This is a genomic window from Spirosoma aerolatum (genome assembly GCF_002056795.1).
GTDB lineage: Bacteria > Bacteroidota > Bacteroidia > Cytophagales > Spirosomataceae > Spirosoma > Spirosoma aerolatum.
Genome location: NZ_CP020104.1, coordinates 4023949 through 4041757, shown reverse-complemented (window position 1 = coordinate 4041757; position 17809 = coordinate 4023949). Strand labels below are relative to the sequence as shown.

At 46.5% G+C, this 17809-nt stretch carries 19 protein-coding genes and 2 tRNA genes; 14 read left to right on the top strand and 7 right to left on the bottom strand.

What is annotated here, in order from left to right; translation table 11 throughout:
* The first annotated feature begins 19 nt into the window (after positions 1–19).
* Complete coding sequence (locus B5M13_RS16255) at positions 20–1033, top strand: Rpn family recombination-promoting nuclease/putative transposase (RefSeq protein ID WP_080056665.1); 1014 nt, start codon at positions 20–22, stop codon at positions 1031–1033.
* A gap of 4 nt (positions 1034–1037) precedes the next feature.
* On the opposite strand, the gene B5M13_RS16250 is transcribed toward B5M13_RS16255, so the two are convergent.
* Entirely contained in the window at positions 1038–1460 is a 423-nt protein-coding gene (locus B5M13_RS16250) for a secondary thiamine-phosphate synthase enzyme YjbQ (RefSeq protein WP_080056664.1), read from the bottom strand.
* 123 nt (positions 1461–1583) lie between these two features.
* On the opposite strand from B5M13_RS16250, the gene B5M13_RS16245 reads away from it, so the two are divergent.
* Positions 1584–2420, top strand: a complete 837-nt coding sequence (locus tag B5M13_RS16245; RefSeq protein ID WP_080056663.1) for a toxin-antitoxin system YwqK family antitoxin — start codon at positions 1584–1586, stop codon at positions 2418–2420.
* Here the strand turns inward: B5M13_RS16245 and B5M13_RS16240 are convergent.
* From B5M13_RS16240 to ruvC, 6 genes are all read right to left on the bottom strand, one after another.
* Positions 2411–3160 carry a pirin family protein gene (locus B5M13_RS16240; protein ID WP_080056662.1) on the bottom strand — a complete coding sequence of 250 codons (750 nt, stop codon included), beginning with the start codon at positions 3158–3160 and terminating at the stop codon, positions 2411–2413. The genes B5M13_RS16245 and B5M13_RS16240 overlap by 10 nt on opposite strands.
* Before the next feature lie 24 nt (positions 3161–3184).
* Positions 3185–3718, bottom strand: a complete 534-nt coding sequence (locus B5M13_RS16235) for a hypothetical protein (RefSeq protein ID WP_080056661.1) — start codon at positions 3716–3718, stop codon at positions 3185–3187.
* A 106-nt stretch (positions 3719–3824) separates the two neighbouring features.
* Positions 3825–4571, bottom strand: coding sequence for a dioxygenase family protein (locus B5M13_RS16230; protein WP_080056660.1), 747 nt, complete (start codon positions 4569–4571; stop codon positions 3825–3827).
* A gap of 380 nt (positions 4572–4951) precedes the next feature.
* Complete coding sequence (locus B5M13_RS16225; RefSeq protein ID WP_080056659.1) at positions 4952–5677, bottom strand: LytR/AlgR family response regulator transcription factor; 726 nt, start codon at positions 5675–5677, stop codon at positions 4952–4954.
* Entirely contained in the window at positions 5674–6783 is a 1110-nt protein-coding gene (locus B5M13_RS16220) for a sensor histidine kinase (RefSeq protein WP_080056658.1), read from the bottom strand. Before B5M13_RS16220 ends, B5M13_RS16225 begins: the two co-directional genes overlap by 4 nt.
* 93 nt (positions 6784–6876) lie before the next feature.
* The gene (ruvC, locus tag B5M13_RS16215) at positions 6877–7494 is read right to left on the bottom strand and encodes a crossover junction endodeoxyribonuclease RuvC (RefSeq protein WP_245859350.1); all 618 of its coding nucleotides are present in this window, start codon (positions 7492–7494) and stop codon (positions 6877–6879) included.
* A 45-nt stretch (positions 7495–7539) separates the two neighbouring features.
* Between ruvC and B5M13_RS16210 the strand changes: the two genes are divergently transcribed.
* The 12 genes from B5M13_RS16210 to B5M13_RS16155 all read left to right on the top strand — a co-directional run bounded on the left by B5M13_RS16210 (position 7540) and on the right by B5M13_RS16155 (position 17784).
* Positions 7540–8505 carry a lysylphosphatidylglycerol synthase domain-containing protein gene (locus B5M13_RS16210; RefSeq protein WP_080059957.1) on the top strand — a complete coding sequence of 322 codons (966 nt, stop codon included), beginning with the start codon at positions 7540–7542 and terminating at the stop codon, positions 8503–8505.
* Positions 8506–8547: 42 nt separating this feature from the next.
* On the top strand, positions 8548–9669 hold the full coding sequence (locus tag B5M13_RS16205; protein ID WP_080056657.1) for a glycosyltransferase: 1122 nt from the start codon (positions 8548–8550) through the stop codon (positions 9667–9669).
* Positions 9670–9833: 164 nt separating this feature from the next.
* Positions 9834–10442 carry a class I SAM-dependent methyltransferase gene (locus B5M13_RS16200; protein WP_170061139.1) on the top strand — a complete coding sequence of 203 codons (609 nt, stop codon included), beginning with the start codon at positions 9834–9836 and terminating at the stop codon, positions 10440–10442.
* Positions 10443–10659: 217 nt separating this feature from the next.
* Positions 10660–11304 carry a polysaccharide deacetylase family protein gene (locus B5M13_RS16195; protein WP_080056655.1) on the top strand — a complete coding sequence of 215 codons (645 nt, stop codon included), beginning with the start codon at positions 10660–10662 and terminating at the stop codon, positions 11302–11304.
* On the top strand, positions 11291–12304 hold the full coding sequence (locus B5M13_RS16190; RefSeq protein ID WP_080056654.1) for a glycosyltransferase: 1014 nt from the start codon (positions 11291–11293) through the stop codon (positions 12302–12304). The genes B5M13_RS16195 and B5M13_RS16190 overlap by 14 nt, the downstream gene beginning before the upstream one ends.
* A 60-nt stretch (positions 12305–12364) precedes the next feature.
* Positions 12365–13171, top strand: coding sequence for a TatD family hydrolase (locus B5M13_RS16185; protein WP_080056653.1), 807 nt, complete (start codon positions 12365–12367; stop codon positions 13169–13171).
* Positions 13172–13222: 51 nt separating this feature from the next.
* A complete protein-coding gene (locus tag B5M13_RS16180) occupies positions 13223–14308 on the top strand; it encodes an asparaginase (RefSeq protein ID WP_080056652.1) in 1086 nt (361 codons plus the stop codon).
* A 99-nt stretch (positions 14309–14407) separates the two neighbouring features.
* Positions 14408–14494: transfer RNA gene (locus tag B5M13_RS16175), tRNA-Ser, on the top strand.
* Positions 14495–14574: 80 nt separating this feature from the next.
* Positions 14575–14661: transfer RNA gene (locus B5M13_RS16170), tRNA-Ser, on the top strand.
* 817 nt (positions 14662–15478) lie between these two features.
* On the top strand, positions 15479–15733 hold the full coding sequence (locus B5M13_RS16165; protein WP_080056651.1) for a 4a-hydroxytetrahydrobiopterin dehydratase: 255 nt from the start codon (positions 15479–15481) through the stop codon (positions 15731–15733).
* Positions 15734–15794: 61 nt separating this feature from the next.
* Positions 15795–16529, top strand: a complete 735-nt coding sequence (gene rsmI, locus B5M13_RS16160) for a 16S rRNA (cytidine(1402)-2'-O)-methyltransferase (protein ID WP_080056650.1) — start codon at positions 15795–15797, stop codon at positions 16527–16529.
* Entirely contained in the window at positions 16522–17784 is a 1263-nt protein-coding gene (locus tag B5M13_RS16155; RefSeq protein ID WP_080056649.1) for a lipoprotein N-acyltransferase Lnb domain-containing protein, read from the top strand. Before rsmI ends, B5M13_RS16155 begins: the two co-directional genes overlap by 8 nt.
* The last annotated feature ends 25 nt before the right edge of the window (positions 17785–17809 follow it).

Genomic DNA, 17809 nt, shown 5'->3' with positions numbered 1-17809 from the left:
TCTGTTTGTAACCTAGCCTATGCCAATTGATAATATCCACGATAAATTTTTTAAGGAAAGTTTTTCCCGCAAAGACATTACAGCCGCCTTACTAGAGCAGGTCTTGCCTTCGGAACTGGTTGAACGGCTGGACCTGGCTGCTCTTGAATTGGCTAACGGGTCGTATGTGGACGAGGTTTTACAGGAGCATTTTGCTGATTTATTGTTTGACTGTCCATATCAGGGGCAGGGGCAGACAACGGTTCAAATTGCGCTGCTTCTGGAGCATAAGAGCTACCGCGAAAAATACCCGCATTGGCAGTTATTGCGCTACCTGCTGAACGGTTGGGAAGGTGACCGGAAGCAAAAGCGGCCGCCTAAGATACGAATACCGATTGTAATCTATCACGGAACTGCTCGCTGGCAATACCAACCAATGATTGATTACTTTGCTGAAGTTCAACCGCCCCTGCCGCAATATATTCCAGAGTTCCAGTACCATTTGGTAGACTTGTCCGTGTTGTCCGATAGCCAGATTGCTAGTTTTAAAAGTCGCTTTTTGGAAACTGTGCTTTTATTGTTGAAGCATCGTCAAAACGAGCGATTTTTACTAGCCAGTGGAGACCGGCTATTTTACTGGCTGACAGAGTATGTCGACACGCGGGACGGCGAGAATTTTTTGCGGACAACACTCGTTTATCTGGCAAGTGTTACAGATATTAGCAAGCATACACTGATTGAACAATTATTTCTCAATACCCCTATAGCAACCAAGGCAATGACTGTACTGGATTATTGGATCGAAACGGGGATCGAAAAAGGCATGAAACAGGGCCTGCAAAAAGGTTTAGAACAAGGTCTACAGCAAGGTCTGCAGAAAGGTTTGGAACAGGGCTTAGAACAGGGACGAGCAGAAGCCGTTGCCGATGTGATTCGGAATGCTTACCAGGCGTCGAACGGAAGGGTAGACGTTGATTTTTTAGCCATGCTAATCGGTTATACACCTGCGCAAGTGATCGAAATTGTTGAGTCGATCAGGCGAGAACAAGCCTAAACATTTATTCGCCCCAGGCGGTCAGCACCAGCGTTCGGCGGCCTCCATCGTTACGGTGTTCACCTAGATAAATTCCCTGCCATGTGCCCAGATTTAGCCGTCCGTTGGTAATCGGAATCGTGACCGAGTGCCCAAGCATAGCCGCTTTCAGGTGGGCAGGCATATCATCGGAACCTTCGTAATCGTGTTGGTAGTATGGTTCATTCTCCGGGACTGCTTTGTTAAAGAATCGCTCGAAATCACCTCGAACCGTTGGGTCAGCATTTTCGTTGATAGTCAGGCTGGCCGATGTATGCTGAATAAATACATGCAGAATGCCCATCCGAATTGATTGCAGGGCGACAAATTCCCGTTCAATAATTCGGGTTATCAGATGAAAACCACGTGAGTAGGCTGGGAGGTGAATAGTTTGCTGAAAAACGGACATGAAGCTATAGATTTTAATGAGCAGACATGGAAAATTAACGAAGATTAGTCTTCATGGGTTGCCTGCAGTCATTAAATTCGGCCTTAAGACTGCTTGTGGGAGGTAGCGGAAGCAAATGACAGAATGAACACCTTCTATTTAATACTATTGATTGGCTTGACGTGGCTGCCAGTGCATGTTCTGGCGCAGGTCGATTCGGTGCAGTATAGATCTAATTCGGCCATTCTGCGGGTGCATCCTGAATATGACGAGGAAATTGTGTATTTCGGGAAGCATAATCAGTATTTTACCGTAAAGGTCTTCCGGAAGAATGGTGTACTGTTTCGGATGGATACCTACAATCTATTGCCTAAAACACTTTCAAATGGTTTTCAGCTGGATAGCTTGAGTCGAATTATTCATCACGGGACCACCAAAATTATGTACCCGTCGGGAAAGGTGTATGTAAGCTGTGAATACAAAGACGGGGCACTGCACGGGCCGTTTATGGCGTTTTATGAGGATGGCTCCGTCAAACGTCGGGAATATTATCGATTTGGCCGCTTGTCGAAAAGCAAATGTTATGCTCCCGATGGGACCGAACAACGTTGTGAGCCATTTTATCAGTCAGCTAAATTTTTGGGCGATCCTAAAGATCTACAGGCCTATTTGACCAAAAATCTGGAAAAAGTTGTGGATGGTGATCGAATCCGGCGGGTAACCGCTACGCTCTCGATCAATGAAATAGGGCAGGTGGTTCGGGTAGGGGTGGCTGTGAGTACATCCCCTTATGCTGAGCAGCAGGTTCAGGCAGTAGGAAGTTATGTGCAGCAGGTAATCCGAAACATGCCCGAGTGGACACCCGATAAATTGAACTGGAAGCCCGCCATCAACGACGGAGTGGCCACCGCTTCTACCTGTACGATGTCGGTGTTTCGTTTATCAGGAGTGATTCGGTGCTACATATCCTATCAGTTGTAGCTTGATTCAGTCAGTGGTACTTCCAGTAAGAGAAGCATAGCGTCGTTTGATAAGGCTTCAAACGCTACTTCGCCATGGCGAATATCCAATAGGGCAAGGCCATCGCGTTCATGCAGGAGTCGGTTTTGTACTTCGAAGGCTCCATTTAATACAAACACATACACGCCCGTTGCCCGAACGTCATGCTGATCTGAATAAAGCGGGTAGATGCCTTCTTGTCGGCCGCCATACCGACCAATAAAAGCCCGGAAAGAAGAATCGTTGAACGAGTTACTGGCGGCAACGTCGAAGAGGGGAAGTAGGCTATTCTTTGTCTGAAAATCAAATGAATAGATTTGCGATCCCGATCTTGATCTGCCCGAGGGATTGATGAGCCAGATCGCCAGATAGTTGATCGTTTCGGTTTCGTATGGATTGCAGATTTCGTATTTCATACTCGCAGCCAGCGAAAGAATCAGCACCTGACCAGCATCCAGAAACCCATTACCTGCATCACTTTTGTATTCGAGACCACCAACCAATGGGAGGATTACTACGTCTGTGTTACGTTCAAGCTGCATACAGACGCTGTGCCCGGCCATCAATGCATCATCGTTCAGGACCTGTATGGTGCCAAATGGTTCTCGACTTTCAGCGCTGTAGCTACCAAAGTTGAAGCTATGATAACTCCTGAAGAAATCCAGTTGGGAGCAACCGCGCTGATCCGATAAAAAGATTTGGGCTTGCGTTTGTGTATCCATAACAAAGAATGGCTGATGCCGGAATCAAAAAAAAGGATGGGAGGCTATTGGCTGATACGACGATATACTCAAATACGGTTGCAGACTAATCAAATCGGTGTCAATGAATTTGCCATCACGCAATGCTTCCTGCTGTTGCCCGTAAGCCAGTAAGAGCATCGTATCAATGGTGTCGATCCACGTCAACTCATCGCTGTAGAATGAGATCGCTATCCGATGTTCTGGCTTCTTCTGGACATGCGACTGAACGATTTCAACGTTGAACTGTGAAAAAGGCAGGCATAACTTTCCGATCTGATTGGCAATATCAGGAATGACTTGATTCAATTGGCGAATGTAGCCAATGGCCGCTGAGCTCGTCAGGTGATGCAATCGTTCGGCATTCGGAACATTATCCAGCAACTCCTGAAATGTACTGTATTTACCTTGTTGATTATAGTATTGAGCCTGCATGAAAAACTCCTGGTACGTATCGTCAAACACATATTTGTCCCAAAGCTTTTGCGATGATGCGTCAATGATTTTTCGATAACATAATCGGATGATCCCCTTAGCCATAGTTTTTTAAATGACGTTTATGGAATAGGATTTACAGTTGACTACCATGAGCTTATTCGCTATCTCCAGTCAACCATAAATCCTGTTCCGTAAACTGAAAACAGTATTACGCGTTTACTACGATGGTATGGGTTAATGTGTATCCCCCCGAAATACTACCAGATACAGTAGCTAGTTCAGTGGTGAAACCATCGCTAAATACATTGTCGTTTTCGTTCTTGGTATCCTGACCCCCCTTCGTATAGCCATACGACTGAGCCGTTGTATAAACGGTGTTTGTGATATCGTATGGGAAAGCAATCTGAGTCACCAGCAACGACTTACCCGACGAGTTGTAAATGTGGACATGAATATGCGGTGCACGACCTGAATACCAGCCTGGAAAAATTGAGGTGAACGAAACCAGCCCATTGGCATCGGTTGTCTGGCGACCCCGTAAGAAATCGACCGTCGTAAAATTCACGCTTTGCATGCCCGTACCACCATATTCTGAGTAATAGCCATCTTTATCGCAATGCCAGATATCGACCAAAGCCCCGGCTAAAGCTACACAACTACTGCTGGCATTTTTGATGGTAATATTGACCGTGAAGGCCACACCGGTGCGGTCATCACGAATATCCTTGCGGACAAAATTGGCCGGGCTTTTGGTGGGAAATGGGCCTTCGGTTTCGGATGGTGTTACTGAACAGTTGCTGCTCGAACTACCATTCGTCGATCCGGTTGAGGTCGTCGTTCCGGTAGTGGTTGTTGGGTCAATTTCCGTTTTAGAACATCCACCAACCAGCGGTACAACAGTGGCTATGCCTAACAGGCTTCCGAAACCTCGTTTCAAAAATTCTTTACGTTCCATTGGGTAAATTACTAGTCTGGGTAAGAAATAAGAAGAGTTAATAGCAAACGATTGAGGTCGGCAACACATTAATCTAAAGATGTCTGATAGGTAGGGCTGAAAACGTTGCGGGTAGCCTTTTTTAATTCCCACGTGCCTTGACCTAAGCCATGAGCTAGCACAGGAGGGGTTTTTTGCCCAAAAAAGATAAGTGTAGTGCTCAGGGTAAGAAGGATCATAGACGTGCTTGAGCCAAACATAATTTTGCTTTTTGGGAAATAGATTAGATGTTTTTTGCTTTCTAAATCTATTATCGCCCAAATGCCTTATTTCGTTGCACGAGGGGTCAACTTGTAGGTAAACAGACAAAATGTGTCGGTGAATGGACCATCGAACCGGCCTTACTTCCCGAATCGATGTATAAAATCAGATTCGTAACTGGCTCCAATCGGAACTTCCCGATCGGCAATGAAGAGGGTTTTATGGCGAACTGCTTCGATACGATTTAGGGGCACAATATATGACCGATGCACACGCACGAAGTTGGAATTGGCCAGACGTTCCTGCATAGCTTTCATCGTCATTCGGGTAACGATGGGGTGGGGGCCATTCGGACTGTTGGGGTCAAGATGAATTTTCAGGTAATCGTCCAGTCCTTCGATAAGCAGAATATCGGCTAAGGCTAGTTTGTGAAGTGTATAATCGGCCCGAACGTACAAATAGGAATTTGATGACGAATCGTCCCGTTGCTGCCAGCGATAAAAGTCCGCTGCTTTATTGGCTGCCTGTAGAAAGCGCTCAAACGTGAACGGTTTAAGTAAATAATCCACGGCATTAAGCGTAAACCCGTCAACGGCATGCTCGGCATAGGCCGTTGTAAAAATGACCATCGGTGGCTGCGACGAAGCAGACGTTGGGCTAATCTCCCTGTAGAAGTCAATACCGGATATCGATGGCATGTTGATGTCCAGAAACAGCAGATCGGTTTGAAACTGGTTCAAGTGGCGCAGGGCTTCATCGGTTCGCGTAAATGTGTTTGATAAATCAATGAAACTGACCTGCTGGCAAAAGTGACTGAGTATCCGTAGAGCAGGTGGCTCGTCGTCTAAAGCAATGGCGCGGATCATGCTAGTGTCAGAGATAAATCGACGGTAAAGGTAGTGGATGTGTCGTGGATAACGAGCTGGTGACGGTTGGGATAGAGCAGCTGCAAACGGGACTTTGTATTTGACAGGCCAATGCCGCTGGCAACGGCTGTGGGCTGGAAAACCCTGACTTTTTTATTGTAAACGTGGCAGGTCAGTTCAGAATCATGAATGGTAATCGCAACGGTGATGGTCGAATATTCTTCAGGGCTAACGCCATATTTGAAGGCATTTTCGATGAACGAGATCAGTAGAAGGGGAACGATTTGTTTGCCATTGGCTCTCCCTTCCACGCTAAAGTCGATATAAACTGTATCGCCCAGTCGTAATTTTTGCAGAGCGATATATTGATCAATATAGGCTAGTTCATTTTGCAACAAAACCTGATCTTTCTGCGATTCCTGAATTATATAGCGCAGGAACGAGGATAGTTTTACGATGGCATCCGCTGTTTGGGGGGACTCAACAATGGCCAGCGAATAAATGCTGTTGAGCGTGTTGAACAAAAAATGCGGATTAATCTGGGCTTTCAGGTAGCAGAGTTCCGTCTGAATTTTTTCGCGTTCGGTTTGTTGCCAGCGTATATTCACCCGAATCACAATCGCCATCAGAAACCCCGCCAGGGATAAGAAAAACGTTTGAGTCAATTCCGAAGGGCCTGGGCGTCTGGGTGTTTGAGTCGAGAAATGAGATTTAGGCGCGGGAAATGGGGGTATAGGTGGTTGATCTCCCATCGGGTGAGGGGGTGGATAGTGGTTATAGGGATTATATTGACCAGCAGGGGGAGGGCTAACTCCCTGTCGGTTTACAATCACCAGTACACTTTCAATGAGTAAGAAACAGACTAGCGCCGTCAGAACATACTGCCCATACTGTTTACGGAAGAAAAACCGGGGAATAAGTACATAATAATTCGTATAAAAAAAAGCTATAGTCAGCAGGTAAGAAAGGATGTTACGCCGTTCGTGCGAATCGTAGGGCAGATCGGCCAGCCTGGCAAACCCATCTTCGGCAAACAGATAGGGGAGTGCCAGAAAGATGAGGCCGCCAAGGATATGAAGAATACTGGTCAAAATCCGCTTATTCATGCACGGAAATTACAACCGTATCGATAAACTACAGGAATGCGAAGCAGACTTTGGGACGAATGGGCTAAATGTGTAGGTAAATACGGTGATCGGCTACAGGATGCGATTCGAGTTTTCGCTCACAAAAGCGCCCCAGGCCCCCTTTTTCGTTTTCTTATTCGACACAACGGGCAGAGCATTGGCATGGAAGTGATGACAAACTGCTATCGCAAGTGCGTCGGTGGCGTCGAAAAACTGGGGGTCTAGTTTCTGGTTCAACAGGTGTCCAACCATATGAGCAACCTGATCTTTCGTGGCATTTCCATTGCCCGTTATCGATTGCTTAATTCGCCGGGGAGCATATTCGACAATCGGGATATTGCGGGAGAGAGCCGCAGCCATCACGACACCCTGCGCCCGACCCAGTTTAAGCATGGCCTGAACGTTCTTGCCAAAAAACGGATCTTCGATGGACATCTCATCGGGATGATGTTCGTCGATCAGTCGTAGAATGGTTTCGTAGAGCTTCTGGAGCTTCAGCTGGTAGGTGCTATATTTGCTCAGTTGAACCACGCCATATTGAATCATGGTCATGTTGTCTCCGGCTACCGAAATAATGCCATACCCAGCTACTTGGGTACCAGGGTCTACACCCAGTATAATTTTCTCAGAAGGAGAAGAGGCTGGGGTAACTTGTTTCGATGGGATAGCAGAATTGGCAGTAGTAATCATGATTGGGTGTAGGCTCTCTTACAAAGTAACGTGTTCTCATCTGTTTTGTCGCTGAAACCCGATAAAAAAATCGTCTTTTTTGCTAAACTAATCGTCTTAGGAGGGCTGGTTGCTTATATCGGCTATGTATTGAGGCAGCAGCCCTTTGATTGGCGCACCGTTCAGACGCAATTTAAAACGGTTCGTCATCCCGCGTGGTGGCTGGCTGGCCTTGTGTTGCTGATGCCCGTAAACTGGGGACTGGAAGCATTAAAATGGTATATCTTGCTGCAACGTGTTGAACGTGCATCGTATTGGGCTGCTTTTCAGGGCGTACTGGCTGGGGTAGCGTTGAGCTTTGCGCTACCTGCTCAACTGGGTGATACCGCCGGGCGGGTATTATCGTTACGCTCGGGTGGGCGCGGGGCGGCCATTGGCGCATCGCTCGTATCGGGTGGTATGCAGTTTTACGTGGCGTTGGTAGCCGGTGCTATTGCCTGGGCCTACCATTTGAACGTTGTGGTGGACCGGAATACGACGGCTGCCCGGTGGCTTTTACTGCTGCTGCTAAGTTTAACCGTTGGCGGTGTGTTCCTGGGCTTAGTACGGCAGAGGCTGGTAAGATGGCTGTCGAGTCGACAAGGGATTGACCGTTGGGCGAGTTACTGGAATGTGGCTGGCTTTTATTCCGACCGGGAAATTAGCTGGGCGCTTACGGCTGCTGCCTTGCGATATTGTCTGTTCTCGGTACAATTTTACCTGGCTATGGAGGCAGTAGGCATACAATTGCCCTTTGCTGTTTCAGCATCGGGCATTGGGCTTGTCTTTCTGGTAAAAACCCTAACTCCGGCGTTCAATTTGCTGAGCGATCTTGGCGTTCGGGAAGCGGCTTCCCTGTGGGTATTTGCCCCATTCAGGCTTCCGGCTGCCGTACTTCTTACAGCCACACTACTACTCTGGTTGTCCAATATACTGATACCTGTTCTCGTTGGTTTAATTTGGGTCTGGAAACTAAGAATACGTCGGCCGTAAAACGAAATGAATACCAATTGAACGCCAACCAGAAACTTCTAGATGACTGCCTTCTTATTGATCTGTAGTGGTTTGTATGCCCTCTTTACATTGACACTCTGGGTCGTCTGGCTACGCATGCCGATCAGGGATGAAACTATGTATAGGTCTGATGGGCCGTTGATAACTGTAATCGTGCCTGTGCGTAACGAAGCCGATTCCATTTTCCAGTTATTAACCGATTTAAATCAGCAATCTTACCGACAATTTGAAGTGATCATTGCTGACGACGCATCGACCGACAATACAGCGGGCATTGTTCAGGCCTACATAAGAACGGCTACCTACCCCTTACGATTATTGTTGCTAAAGGATGAACGCACAGCATCACCTAAAAAGCGAGCTATTTCACAAAGTATTGCCATCGCCGAAGGTAAGCTAATCGTGACGACAGACGGGGATTGTCGGGTGACTAAGAACTGGCTGGCTGCCATAGCCGACTTCTATGGTAAAACAGGTGCCCGACTCATTTCTGGTCCTGTAACGTTTACGTCTGAACGTTCTGTGGCTGAGTCCTTGCAAACTGTTGAATTTGCGAGCCTGATCGGATCGGGAGCCTGTACAATGGCGCTTAGGTTTCCAACCATGTGCAACGGAGCGAATTTGTGCTATGAAAAGAACGCATTTACGGAAGTGGGGGGCTTTGCGGGAGTTGATCACCTGGCATCGGGCGACGATGAATTTCTGATGCATAAAATAGCAGCCCGCTTTCCCGATAGCGTACAATTTTTAAAAAGCATTGAAGCGATTGTACAGACTAAACCACACCGTACAATCCGGGGCTTTTATAATCAGCGCAGGCGATGGGCGAGCAAATGGCAGGCGTATCAAAGCTATTTGCCTTCAGCTTTAGCTGTGTTTGTTTTTCTTAGTAATGCGGCTCCGATTATTGCCGTACTAGGGTGGCTGGGCAATTACTGGAATGGTAGCTTTACGGTGCTTACGGTCGGATTAAAAATGATACCTGAGTTCGTATTTCTACGGCAAGTTCTCGTTTTCCTGCAAAAACGAAAGACAGTGGTGGCTATACCGCTCACGCAATTGTTGTATCCTTTCTACGTCTTGTTTTTCGGGCTGGCGGCTCAATCAAGAGGTTATATCTGGAAAGATCGTAAACTAAAATGATACATGTATCTGCGATTTATTAACAAATTTGGCGATGCACACTAACTTTAGTGCAATTTTATGTCTTGTTGTCACTCATTGAAGTTACTCCAATTTTTATGCATCGCACGCTTGTAATCTGTCTGAACCGAGTCAATAGGGCAAGTGAGTCAATCCTTAAGTACTTGCGTGCTCTTCGTGAGAAACAATTTGAACGACAGCTCAAGCACGTACGTGAGTTTAGCTTTACATCCGATTGGACTAGTTCTAACTACAATAACTGGGAAACCTGGTTTGTACCGTATCGCGGTCAGCCTAATCTGCGGATACTTGAAATTGGTAGTTTTGAAGGCCGCTCGGCCGTATGGTTTCTGGAAAATGTATTGACCCATCCTAGTGCTCAGCTTGTTTGTGTTGATCCAATGCCCTGGCCAGTTAATCCGCCCCGCCCCCGGTTTATACACAATATTCAATTGACGGGCAAAGCATCGCAGGTGACGCTCCTCCAGGAACGTTCAGAAATTGCCCTAACGCAACTACCGCATGCGAGCTTCGACATCATTTACATCGACGGAGCTCACGATGCGATTAATGTATTGGCTGATGGAATGTATAGTTGGGAGTTACTCAAAGTTGGAGGGCTGATGCTGTTTGACGACTATCTGTGGGAGCCTGATAAGCCTGAATACAGCCGCTGCCATCGAGCTATCGATTTATTAATCAAGCACTTCGGCGATCGGAAAACCTTGATGCATCAGGGGTATCAGGTGTTGATTCGGAAAGAGGCAGAGTAACAGGGCAAGTTCTTGGCGATTGTTTTTATAGATTAACCGGACGGTTGTTTTCAGATCAAGATTCGAATGATGGGTGCAACAAAACAAAAATCTTAACGTAATGGTATATACTTGCAATGTATTTCGATACACAGGGGTTGCATCTTTATGAAGTAGTTCAGTTAAGAGGTTGTGTATCTCTATAATCGCTTTATAACCAGTTTGATAGCTATATTTTATGCTTTTCCTGCATAAATCAAATTTTCTGCTCCGTACAGTCTACCCTGAGTGCTGGTGGCGGATTGGCGATGAAACCGACCCTACAATTTACCTGACATTCGACGATGGACCCATTCCTGATGTGACCGAATTTGTGCTTGAGCAACTGGATAAGTTCTCGGCACAGGCTACGTTTTTTTGCATCGGAGATAACGTGCGTAAGCATCGTGATATGCTTTATAAAGTGCTGGAAGCGGGTCATATGGTTGGTAATCATACATTTAACCACCTCAACGGCTGGCGAACCGACGATGCGGTCTATCTGGAAAATATCCAGCAATGCCAGACTGAGCTGGGTGTTGAAACGTCCTTATTTCGTCCGCCTTATGGCCGTATAAAAAAGACGCAGGCAGCCGAAGTAATGGAACACTATTCAATTGTCATGTGGGATGTGCTGACGGGTGATTTTGACCGTAAACTGCCTGCGGATATCTGCCTCCGAAAAACGATTCAGTACACAAAACCCGGCTCGATTGTTGTATTTCACGATAGTCTGAAAGCCTGGCCAACTATGCGCTATGTGTTGCCCCAGGTTCTGGCTCATTTTGCCGAACGAGGCTTTTCATTCCGGGCAGTTCCCCAACCTGTTTATGCTGGATATTGACCAGCCACGTTTCGAGAACCCAACAGTGAGTATTCTGATTGCCGCACGCAATGAAGAATCGACAATACTTGCTTGTTTGAAAGCCATTGATGAACTGGACAAACCAACAGGTGAAGTCGAAGTACTGATCGGGAATGATCAATCGACAGATCGCACTGGAGAACTTGTAGCCGAATTCATTCAGAAACGCCCCTCGTTTAAACTGCTACCGATTGCTGCATCAAATTCCAGCTTACGGGGTAAAGTAAATGTGCTGGCACAACTAGCGAATTATTCTAGAGGTCAGTACCTGTTTTTTACGGATGCCGACACACAACTGCCCAAGAGTTGGTTACAGGCTATGATCCAGCATATGGTCGGCCAAACGGGCATCGTTACAGGTGTTACGTTGCCAGATGGACTTACTGCTTTTCACAAAGTCCAGGGCCTCGACTGGTTATATAATCTGGCATTGGCTCATTTGCTGTCGGGTTTTGGTATTCCTGTCACAGCCATGGGAAATAATATGCTGGTGAGTCGCCGGGCGTATGATGCAGTTGGTGGGTATACGTCCCTGCCTTTCTCAATAACTGAAGATTACGCCTTATTTCAGGCAATTGTACAGCGTGGATTTGGGTTTCAGAATGTATTGAATGAACAGGTACTGGCTCATACAAAACCCGTCGATTCGTGGCTTGCCTGGTTGCAGCAACGGAAACGTTGGATGCGTGGGGCAATGAATTTACCAGCCTGGATCGTAGCTGCACTCTATTGCCAATACCTTACTTTACCAATGCTTCTGTTCATAAGCATTGTATCTCCTAAAGTAGCTGCAGCTTTGTATGGTGTTCGTTTCTTGATTCAATCTGTCGTACTTTCTATTGGGTTAAGTCGACTCCGGCAAACCAAGTTGGCGCGGTATGCGTTGCTTTTTGAAATCTATCAACTCATAATGGGGCCACTAGCCGTTATCTACTACTGGCTTCCAACTAAAATCGACTGGAAAGGACGAAAATATTAGTGAAACGAAACGGTTGGTTTAATTCCGGTTTATGCTCCACACCAGTTACACAACCAGGCTATGATGCTCATTGACACTCACGCTCATATATACGATTCACAATTTGTAGACGACCAGGAGTCGATGCTACTTAAAGCTGAATCTCAACAGATTAGCCAGATCTGGATGCCGAATTGCGCCCACGAAACGATAGCAGGTATGATGGACCTTGCCGATCGGTTTCCTGATCGTTGTCTGCCTATGATGGGCTTACATCCAGCGTATGTCAATGAGACAGTAGACGCCGAACTAGCCACCGTACAAGATCAACTCAATCGCCATGCATTTATGGCCATTGGTGAGATCGGCCTTGACTTTTATTGGGATATGTCATTTGTCAATCAGCAGTTCATGGCGTTTGAAACGCAACTGCGCTGGGCGGCAGCTCAACAACTACCTGTTTCGATGCATACCCGGTCGGGGCATGATCGGAACGCATTTGCCGAAGCGGCTGATCTGATCGAAAAACTGGCTTTGCCCGGATTGACAGGAGTCTTTCATTGTTTCGTTGGGACACTTGACGAGGCCAGACGCGCCATTGAACTTGGGTTTAAGCTAGGCATCGGGGGAGTAGCAACATTTAAAAATGGAGGACTTGATAAGGTATTGCCGCATGTAGGTTTAGAACACCTGGTTCTGGAAACCGATGCGCCCTATTTAGCCCCCGTTCCGTATCGGGGAAAACGAAACGAACCCGCTTATATTCGGCTGATTGCGCAGCGTGTGGCCGATATTAAGCAAGTCAGCATTGAGGATGTTGCACGGCATACGACCGCCAATGCGCTGGGATTACTGCCTGCCCTTTATGCGAATTTGTTGCCAGAATAAACATAGCTAACAAGTACTCACAGAACTTATTGTCTATTTTCCGTTCCTTTCATGCCTTATCGAATCATTCAGGTTAACCCAATAGCGACAACTAAGTCACGGACGTCGGTACTGGTCATATATACAGGCGGTACGTTTGGAATGGTGTATGAGCCACAGGCCGGGCAGCTCGTTCCGTTCGATTTTGAGCGAGTACTGGATCGACTCCCTGAACTAAACCGGCTCAACTTTGCCATTAGCCTGCTTACGATGAATGAGATTATTGACTCATCCAATATGAAACCCGCTGTATGGGTCGAGCTGGCGCAAATCATTCAGGATAATTATACTACATACGACAGCTTTGTCATCTTGCATGGTACGGATACCATGTCCTTTACGGCATCGGCACTGAGTTTTATGCTGGAAGGGCTAGCCAAGCCAGTAATTCTGACGGGAGCGCAGTTGCCAATAGGTGTGGCCCGAAGCGATGCGCGGGAAAATTTTATTACGGCTCTTGAAATTGCTGCGGCTACCGAAGCAGATCGACCCATTGTTCCTGAAGTGTGTGTCTATTTCAATTCGCTGCTGTTGCGAGGTAACCGTTCTACGAAGCGGGAGAGTGTTCAATTCAATGCATTTACATCCGAAAATTACCCTAATTTGGCCAATGCGGGGGTAAGTATTGACTACAATCGTCCCTTTATTAGCCTTTACCAACCTAACCAGACTTTAAAAATTCATACTGTACTTGACCCGAATGTAACCATCCTGAAACTCTTTCCGGGTATTACGCAGGCTGTGGTAGAGTCGATTGTAAATATCCCTAGCCTGCGGGGAATAGTTCTGGAAACGTTTGGGGCTGGCAATGCACCTACCGATACCTGGTTTCTGAATGCACTTAAGGGGGCTGTTGATCGCGGAGTACTGATATTCAATGTGTCGCAATGTGAAGGGGGACGTGTCACCCAGGGGCAATACCAAACTAGTAAACATTTATTGCAGATTGGAGTAGTGAGTGGGGCCGATATTACAACCGAAGCTGCTATAACCAAATTGATGGTTTTGCTGGGGCGAGAACCAAGAGCTGGAGAGGAGGAACGACTTCGATTGCAAACGTTACTGGCACAGCCGATTAGCGGAGAAATGAGCGCATAGGCGATAAAATGGAAGGTTTTTTTACAACAGCCTCTTGCGTTGTTGATGAAAAACATGCATCTTTGCACTCCGAAATATGGGGCCACCCAAAATATATTTAGAGAGCTGCCGGAGTGGTCGAACGGGTCTGATTCGAAATCAGAAGTACTCGCAAGGGTACCGGGGGTTCGAATCCCTCGCTCTCTGCATTCTTCGTCGTCAGTCATAAGTCAGGAGTCGTTAAGTAGTGTACGGACGACTGGCACTATCGACTGACGACTTTTTTTAGAGAGGTGTCCGAGTGGTTGAAGGAGCACGCCTGGAAAGTGTGTATGCGGGCAACCGTATCGAGGGTTCGAATCCCTTCCTCTCTGCTTATAGGCTGTATAACTTTCTGTTTATCAGGAAGCTATACAGCCTATTTTTATTTAGTTACAATTCGATTTCGATAAAAATCCCCAATAAGATATTATCCTATTGGGGATTTTTTATCGAAATACGTTCGTTAATCCTCCTTTTAAAGGATTCGTAATGCGTTGATCGGTTTTGTAAAATGTATGATGGAATAATCAGTTTATGCTGAGTATTTCTACACTAACGTCTATAAGGAAAATATTCAATTAATTTTTAATGTGACCCGCTGAGAATCAGAAGTCTAACTAAATACTGATTTCCACGACCAATATTCTTCCTTCTTAACCATGACTACAAAACTGACGCTTGCTAAGCGATGCCCTGTCTGTGGGCAAACACATCCCATACGCGTCCACAGACCTACTTGGTTAAAACGTTTTTTAGGCTTCCTCCCACTGAAGGCCTATGCATGTTCAGAGTGCGGGCAACGTTACCTTCTGATCGCTTAGTTGATCAAACAATAGATTTTCCTTCCGCTTCATTTAATGAGCTTGCCCGATTAGTTGACCTATAGGCAAACGGAATGGTTGTCAGGGCTATTCGTTTAAAATAATAGCAGGATTACCAATGTCCAGCAGGCAAGAGAAAAGGTGAGTACGGCTAGGCTGATGCCGGCACTGATTAGATTACGATTGCTCATAACCAGTTCTACTCAATTAACGTGCCAGATTCTCCAGCAATGGGCGCAGTATAGAAAATACGCTTGATCTAGTGTAAGGAGTTGCAACACAATGTGATTAGATGTGGTTAGAAGAGCAGGCACAAATCCCTTGATATATGTGGCAGGAACAAAATAACCAGCTAACCCGTGATTTTCAGTTTGCTGATTTTAATGAAGCATTCGCCTTCATGACCCGTGTGGCACTCATTGCCGAAAAAATGGACCACCATCCCTGGTGGTCAAACGTCTATAATCAGGTGTCTATTAAGCTATCAACCCATGATGCCGGTGATAAAGTGACGGAAAAAGATTATAAACTGGCTGCTGCGATTGATGAACTTTTAAAGGCGAAAGAGCAAAAGAGTGAATAAAGCGTCTGAAATTCGCGCTTAAATTCGTTTACTCTGCTTCAGCGGCTCTAATTCGCTTTGTATGAAACTGTACCTCGTGCCGACTCCCATCGGTAATTTAGACGATATTACCCTTCGGGCTATAAAGATTCTCCAGAGTGTCGATGCGATTCTGGCCGAAGATACGCGCACATCCGGTGTGTTGCTCAAACATCTGGCTATTAGTAAACCGCTTCATAGCTACCATATTTTCAATGAACACCAGACGGTCCAGCGTTTGATCAATCAATTGAAAGAAGGGAAAACACTTGCACTAGTTTCAGATGCCGGTACACCTGGTATTTCTGACCCCGGCTTTTTATTGGTTCGGGAGTGTATAAAAAACGATATTCCGGTTGAATGTCTGCCGGGCCCCACAGCCTTTGTGCCTGCCCTGGTAAACTCAGGTCTGCCAAACGACCGCTTTACGTTTGAAGGGTTTTTACCCCATAAGAAAGGACGACAGACGCGTCTGATGGAATTAGTCGAAGAAGAACGAACAATGGTCTTCTATGAGTCGCCCCATCGACTGCTTAAAACGCTTCAACAGTTGGCTGAGGTATTAGGCCCGGATCGACCTGCCAGTGTTTCGCGCGAACTCACAAAATTGTTTGAGGAAAACCGACGTGGCACATTGTCTGAACTTATTGCTTATTTTGCCCAAAAAACGGTAAAAGGTGAGATTGTTATTTGTATTCAGGGAGGAGAGGGGCGGAAGGGAGAGAAAAGACGAAAAGAGCGTTCGAGCGAAGTTGAGGACAATGAAGACGATGAATAATTGGGAGATGGGCGATGAACAACAGCCCGGAAATCGATGCGCAACGCGGTTTATGAGCCTGCTGATGGTTCTGTTGCTGGTCGTCAATCTTCATTCGTCAGTTGTTGCCCAGCAGTTAACGCCTTCCTCTCGGGTAAGCCTGATCACCTATGGACCGGGCGATGACGATATTTCGTCGTCATTTGGGCATACCGAAATTCGGATTATTGACCCGGCGCTTGGCCTTGATCGGGACTATAGTTATGGCGGGTTCGATTATAGAGCTGATTATTTTATTCTGAAATTTTTGCGGGGTACGTTGCCGTATTTTCTGTCGGTTCACAACCTTTATCAGGTAATGTACTATTACCAGCAGACAAATCGCAGCATACGTGAGCAACAGTTGGCACTCTCGCTCACGCAGCGACAGAAGTTATTTGCCGCTCTGGAAACGAATTATCTGCCCGAAAACCGGGAGTACCGCTATAAATTTTATTACGACAACTGTGCGACGCGCCCTCGCGACATGATTGTTGAAGCCTGTGGCGATAGCCTTACCATCCCATCCCGTTCACGCATGACCGGTAAATCGTACCGGGATTGGATGAATGACTATCTGAATGAGAAGCCCTGGTATCAACTCGGTATGAATCTGGCAATTGGCTGGCCAGCAAATGAACAGACCGACGGCTGGCGGGCCATGTATCTGCCCGATCAGGTCCATGATCAATTAGCCAAATCCACGATAAAACTTGCGAATGGTCAGATTGTACCGTTTGTACAATCTGACCAAACCCTATTTGCAGCCCAGAGCGTTTTTCGTCAGCAGGTTCCTATTTTCCTCGATCCAGATGTTGTGTTTACGGTTCTGGGGGTTTTGATTGCTGTATTTACGATCCGTCGGTATGTTGTAGCCGGTAAGGTTGACCGCTGGCTCGATCGGTTGCTGTTTGCGATATCGGGCTTTCTGGGCTGGTTTCTGTTGTTGCTATGGCTCATACGAGACGATGGCGTTACGGGCTGGAATCCGACGTTATTATATCTGATGCCACTCCATTTGCCACTTATCTACTGGGCAACAGGCGCAAACACAACCGCCCGTCGTCGAACACTCTATTTTGGCGGTGCAGCCCTGCTGATTGTATTAGGTATCTTCTTATCGAATATTCCGGGTAGTTTCGATGTGGTTTTTCCTCTTACGTTGCTTATTCGCTGTGTTGTAAATATGCAGCCCGTTCGGGAGGCATACCGTACACCTGCCCGAATTGACCAATAACTGGTAGTTAAATTTACGGCAGAAG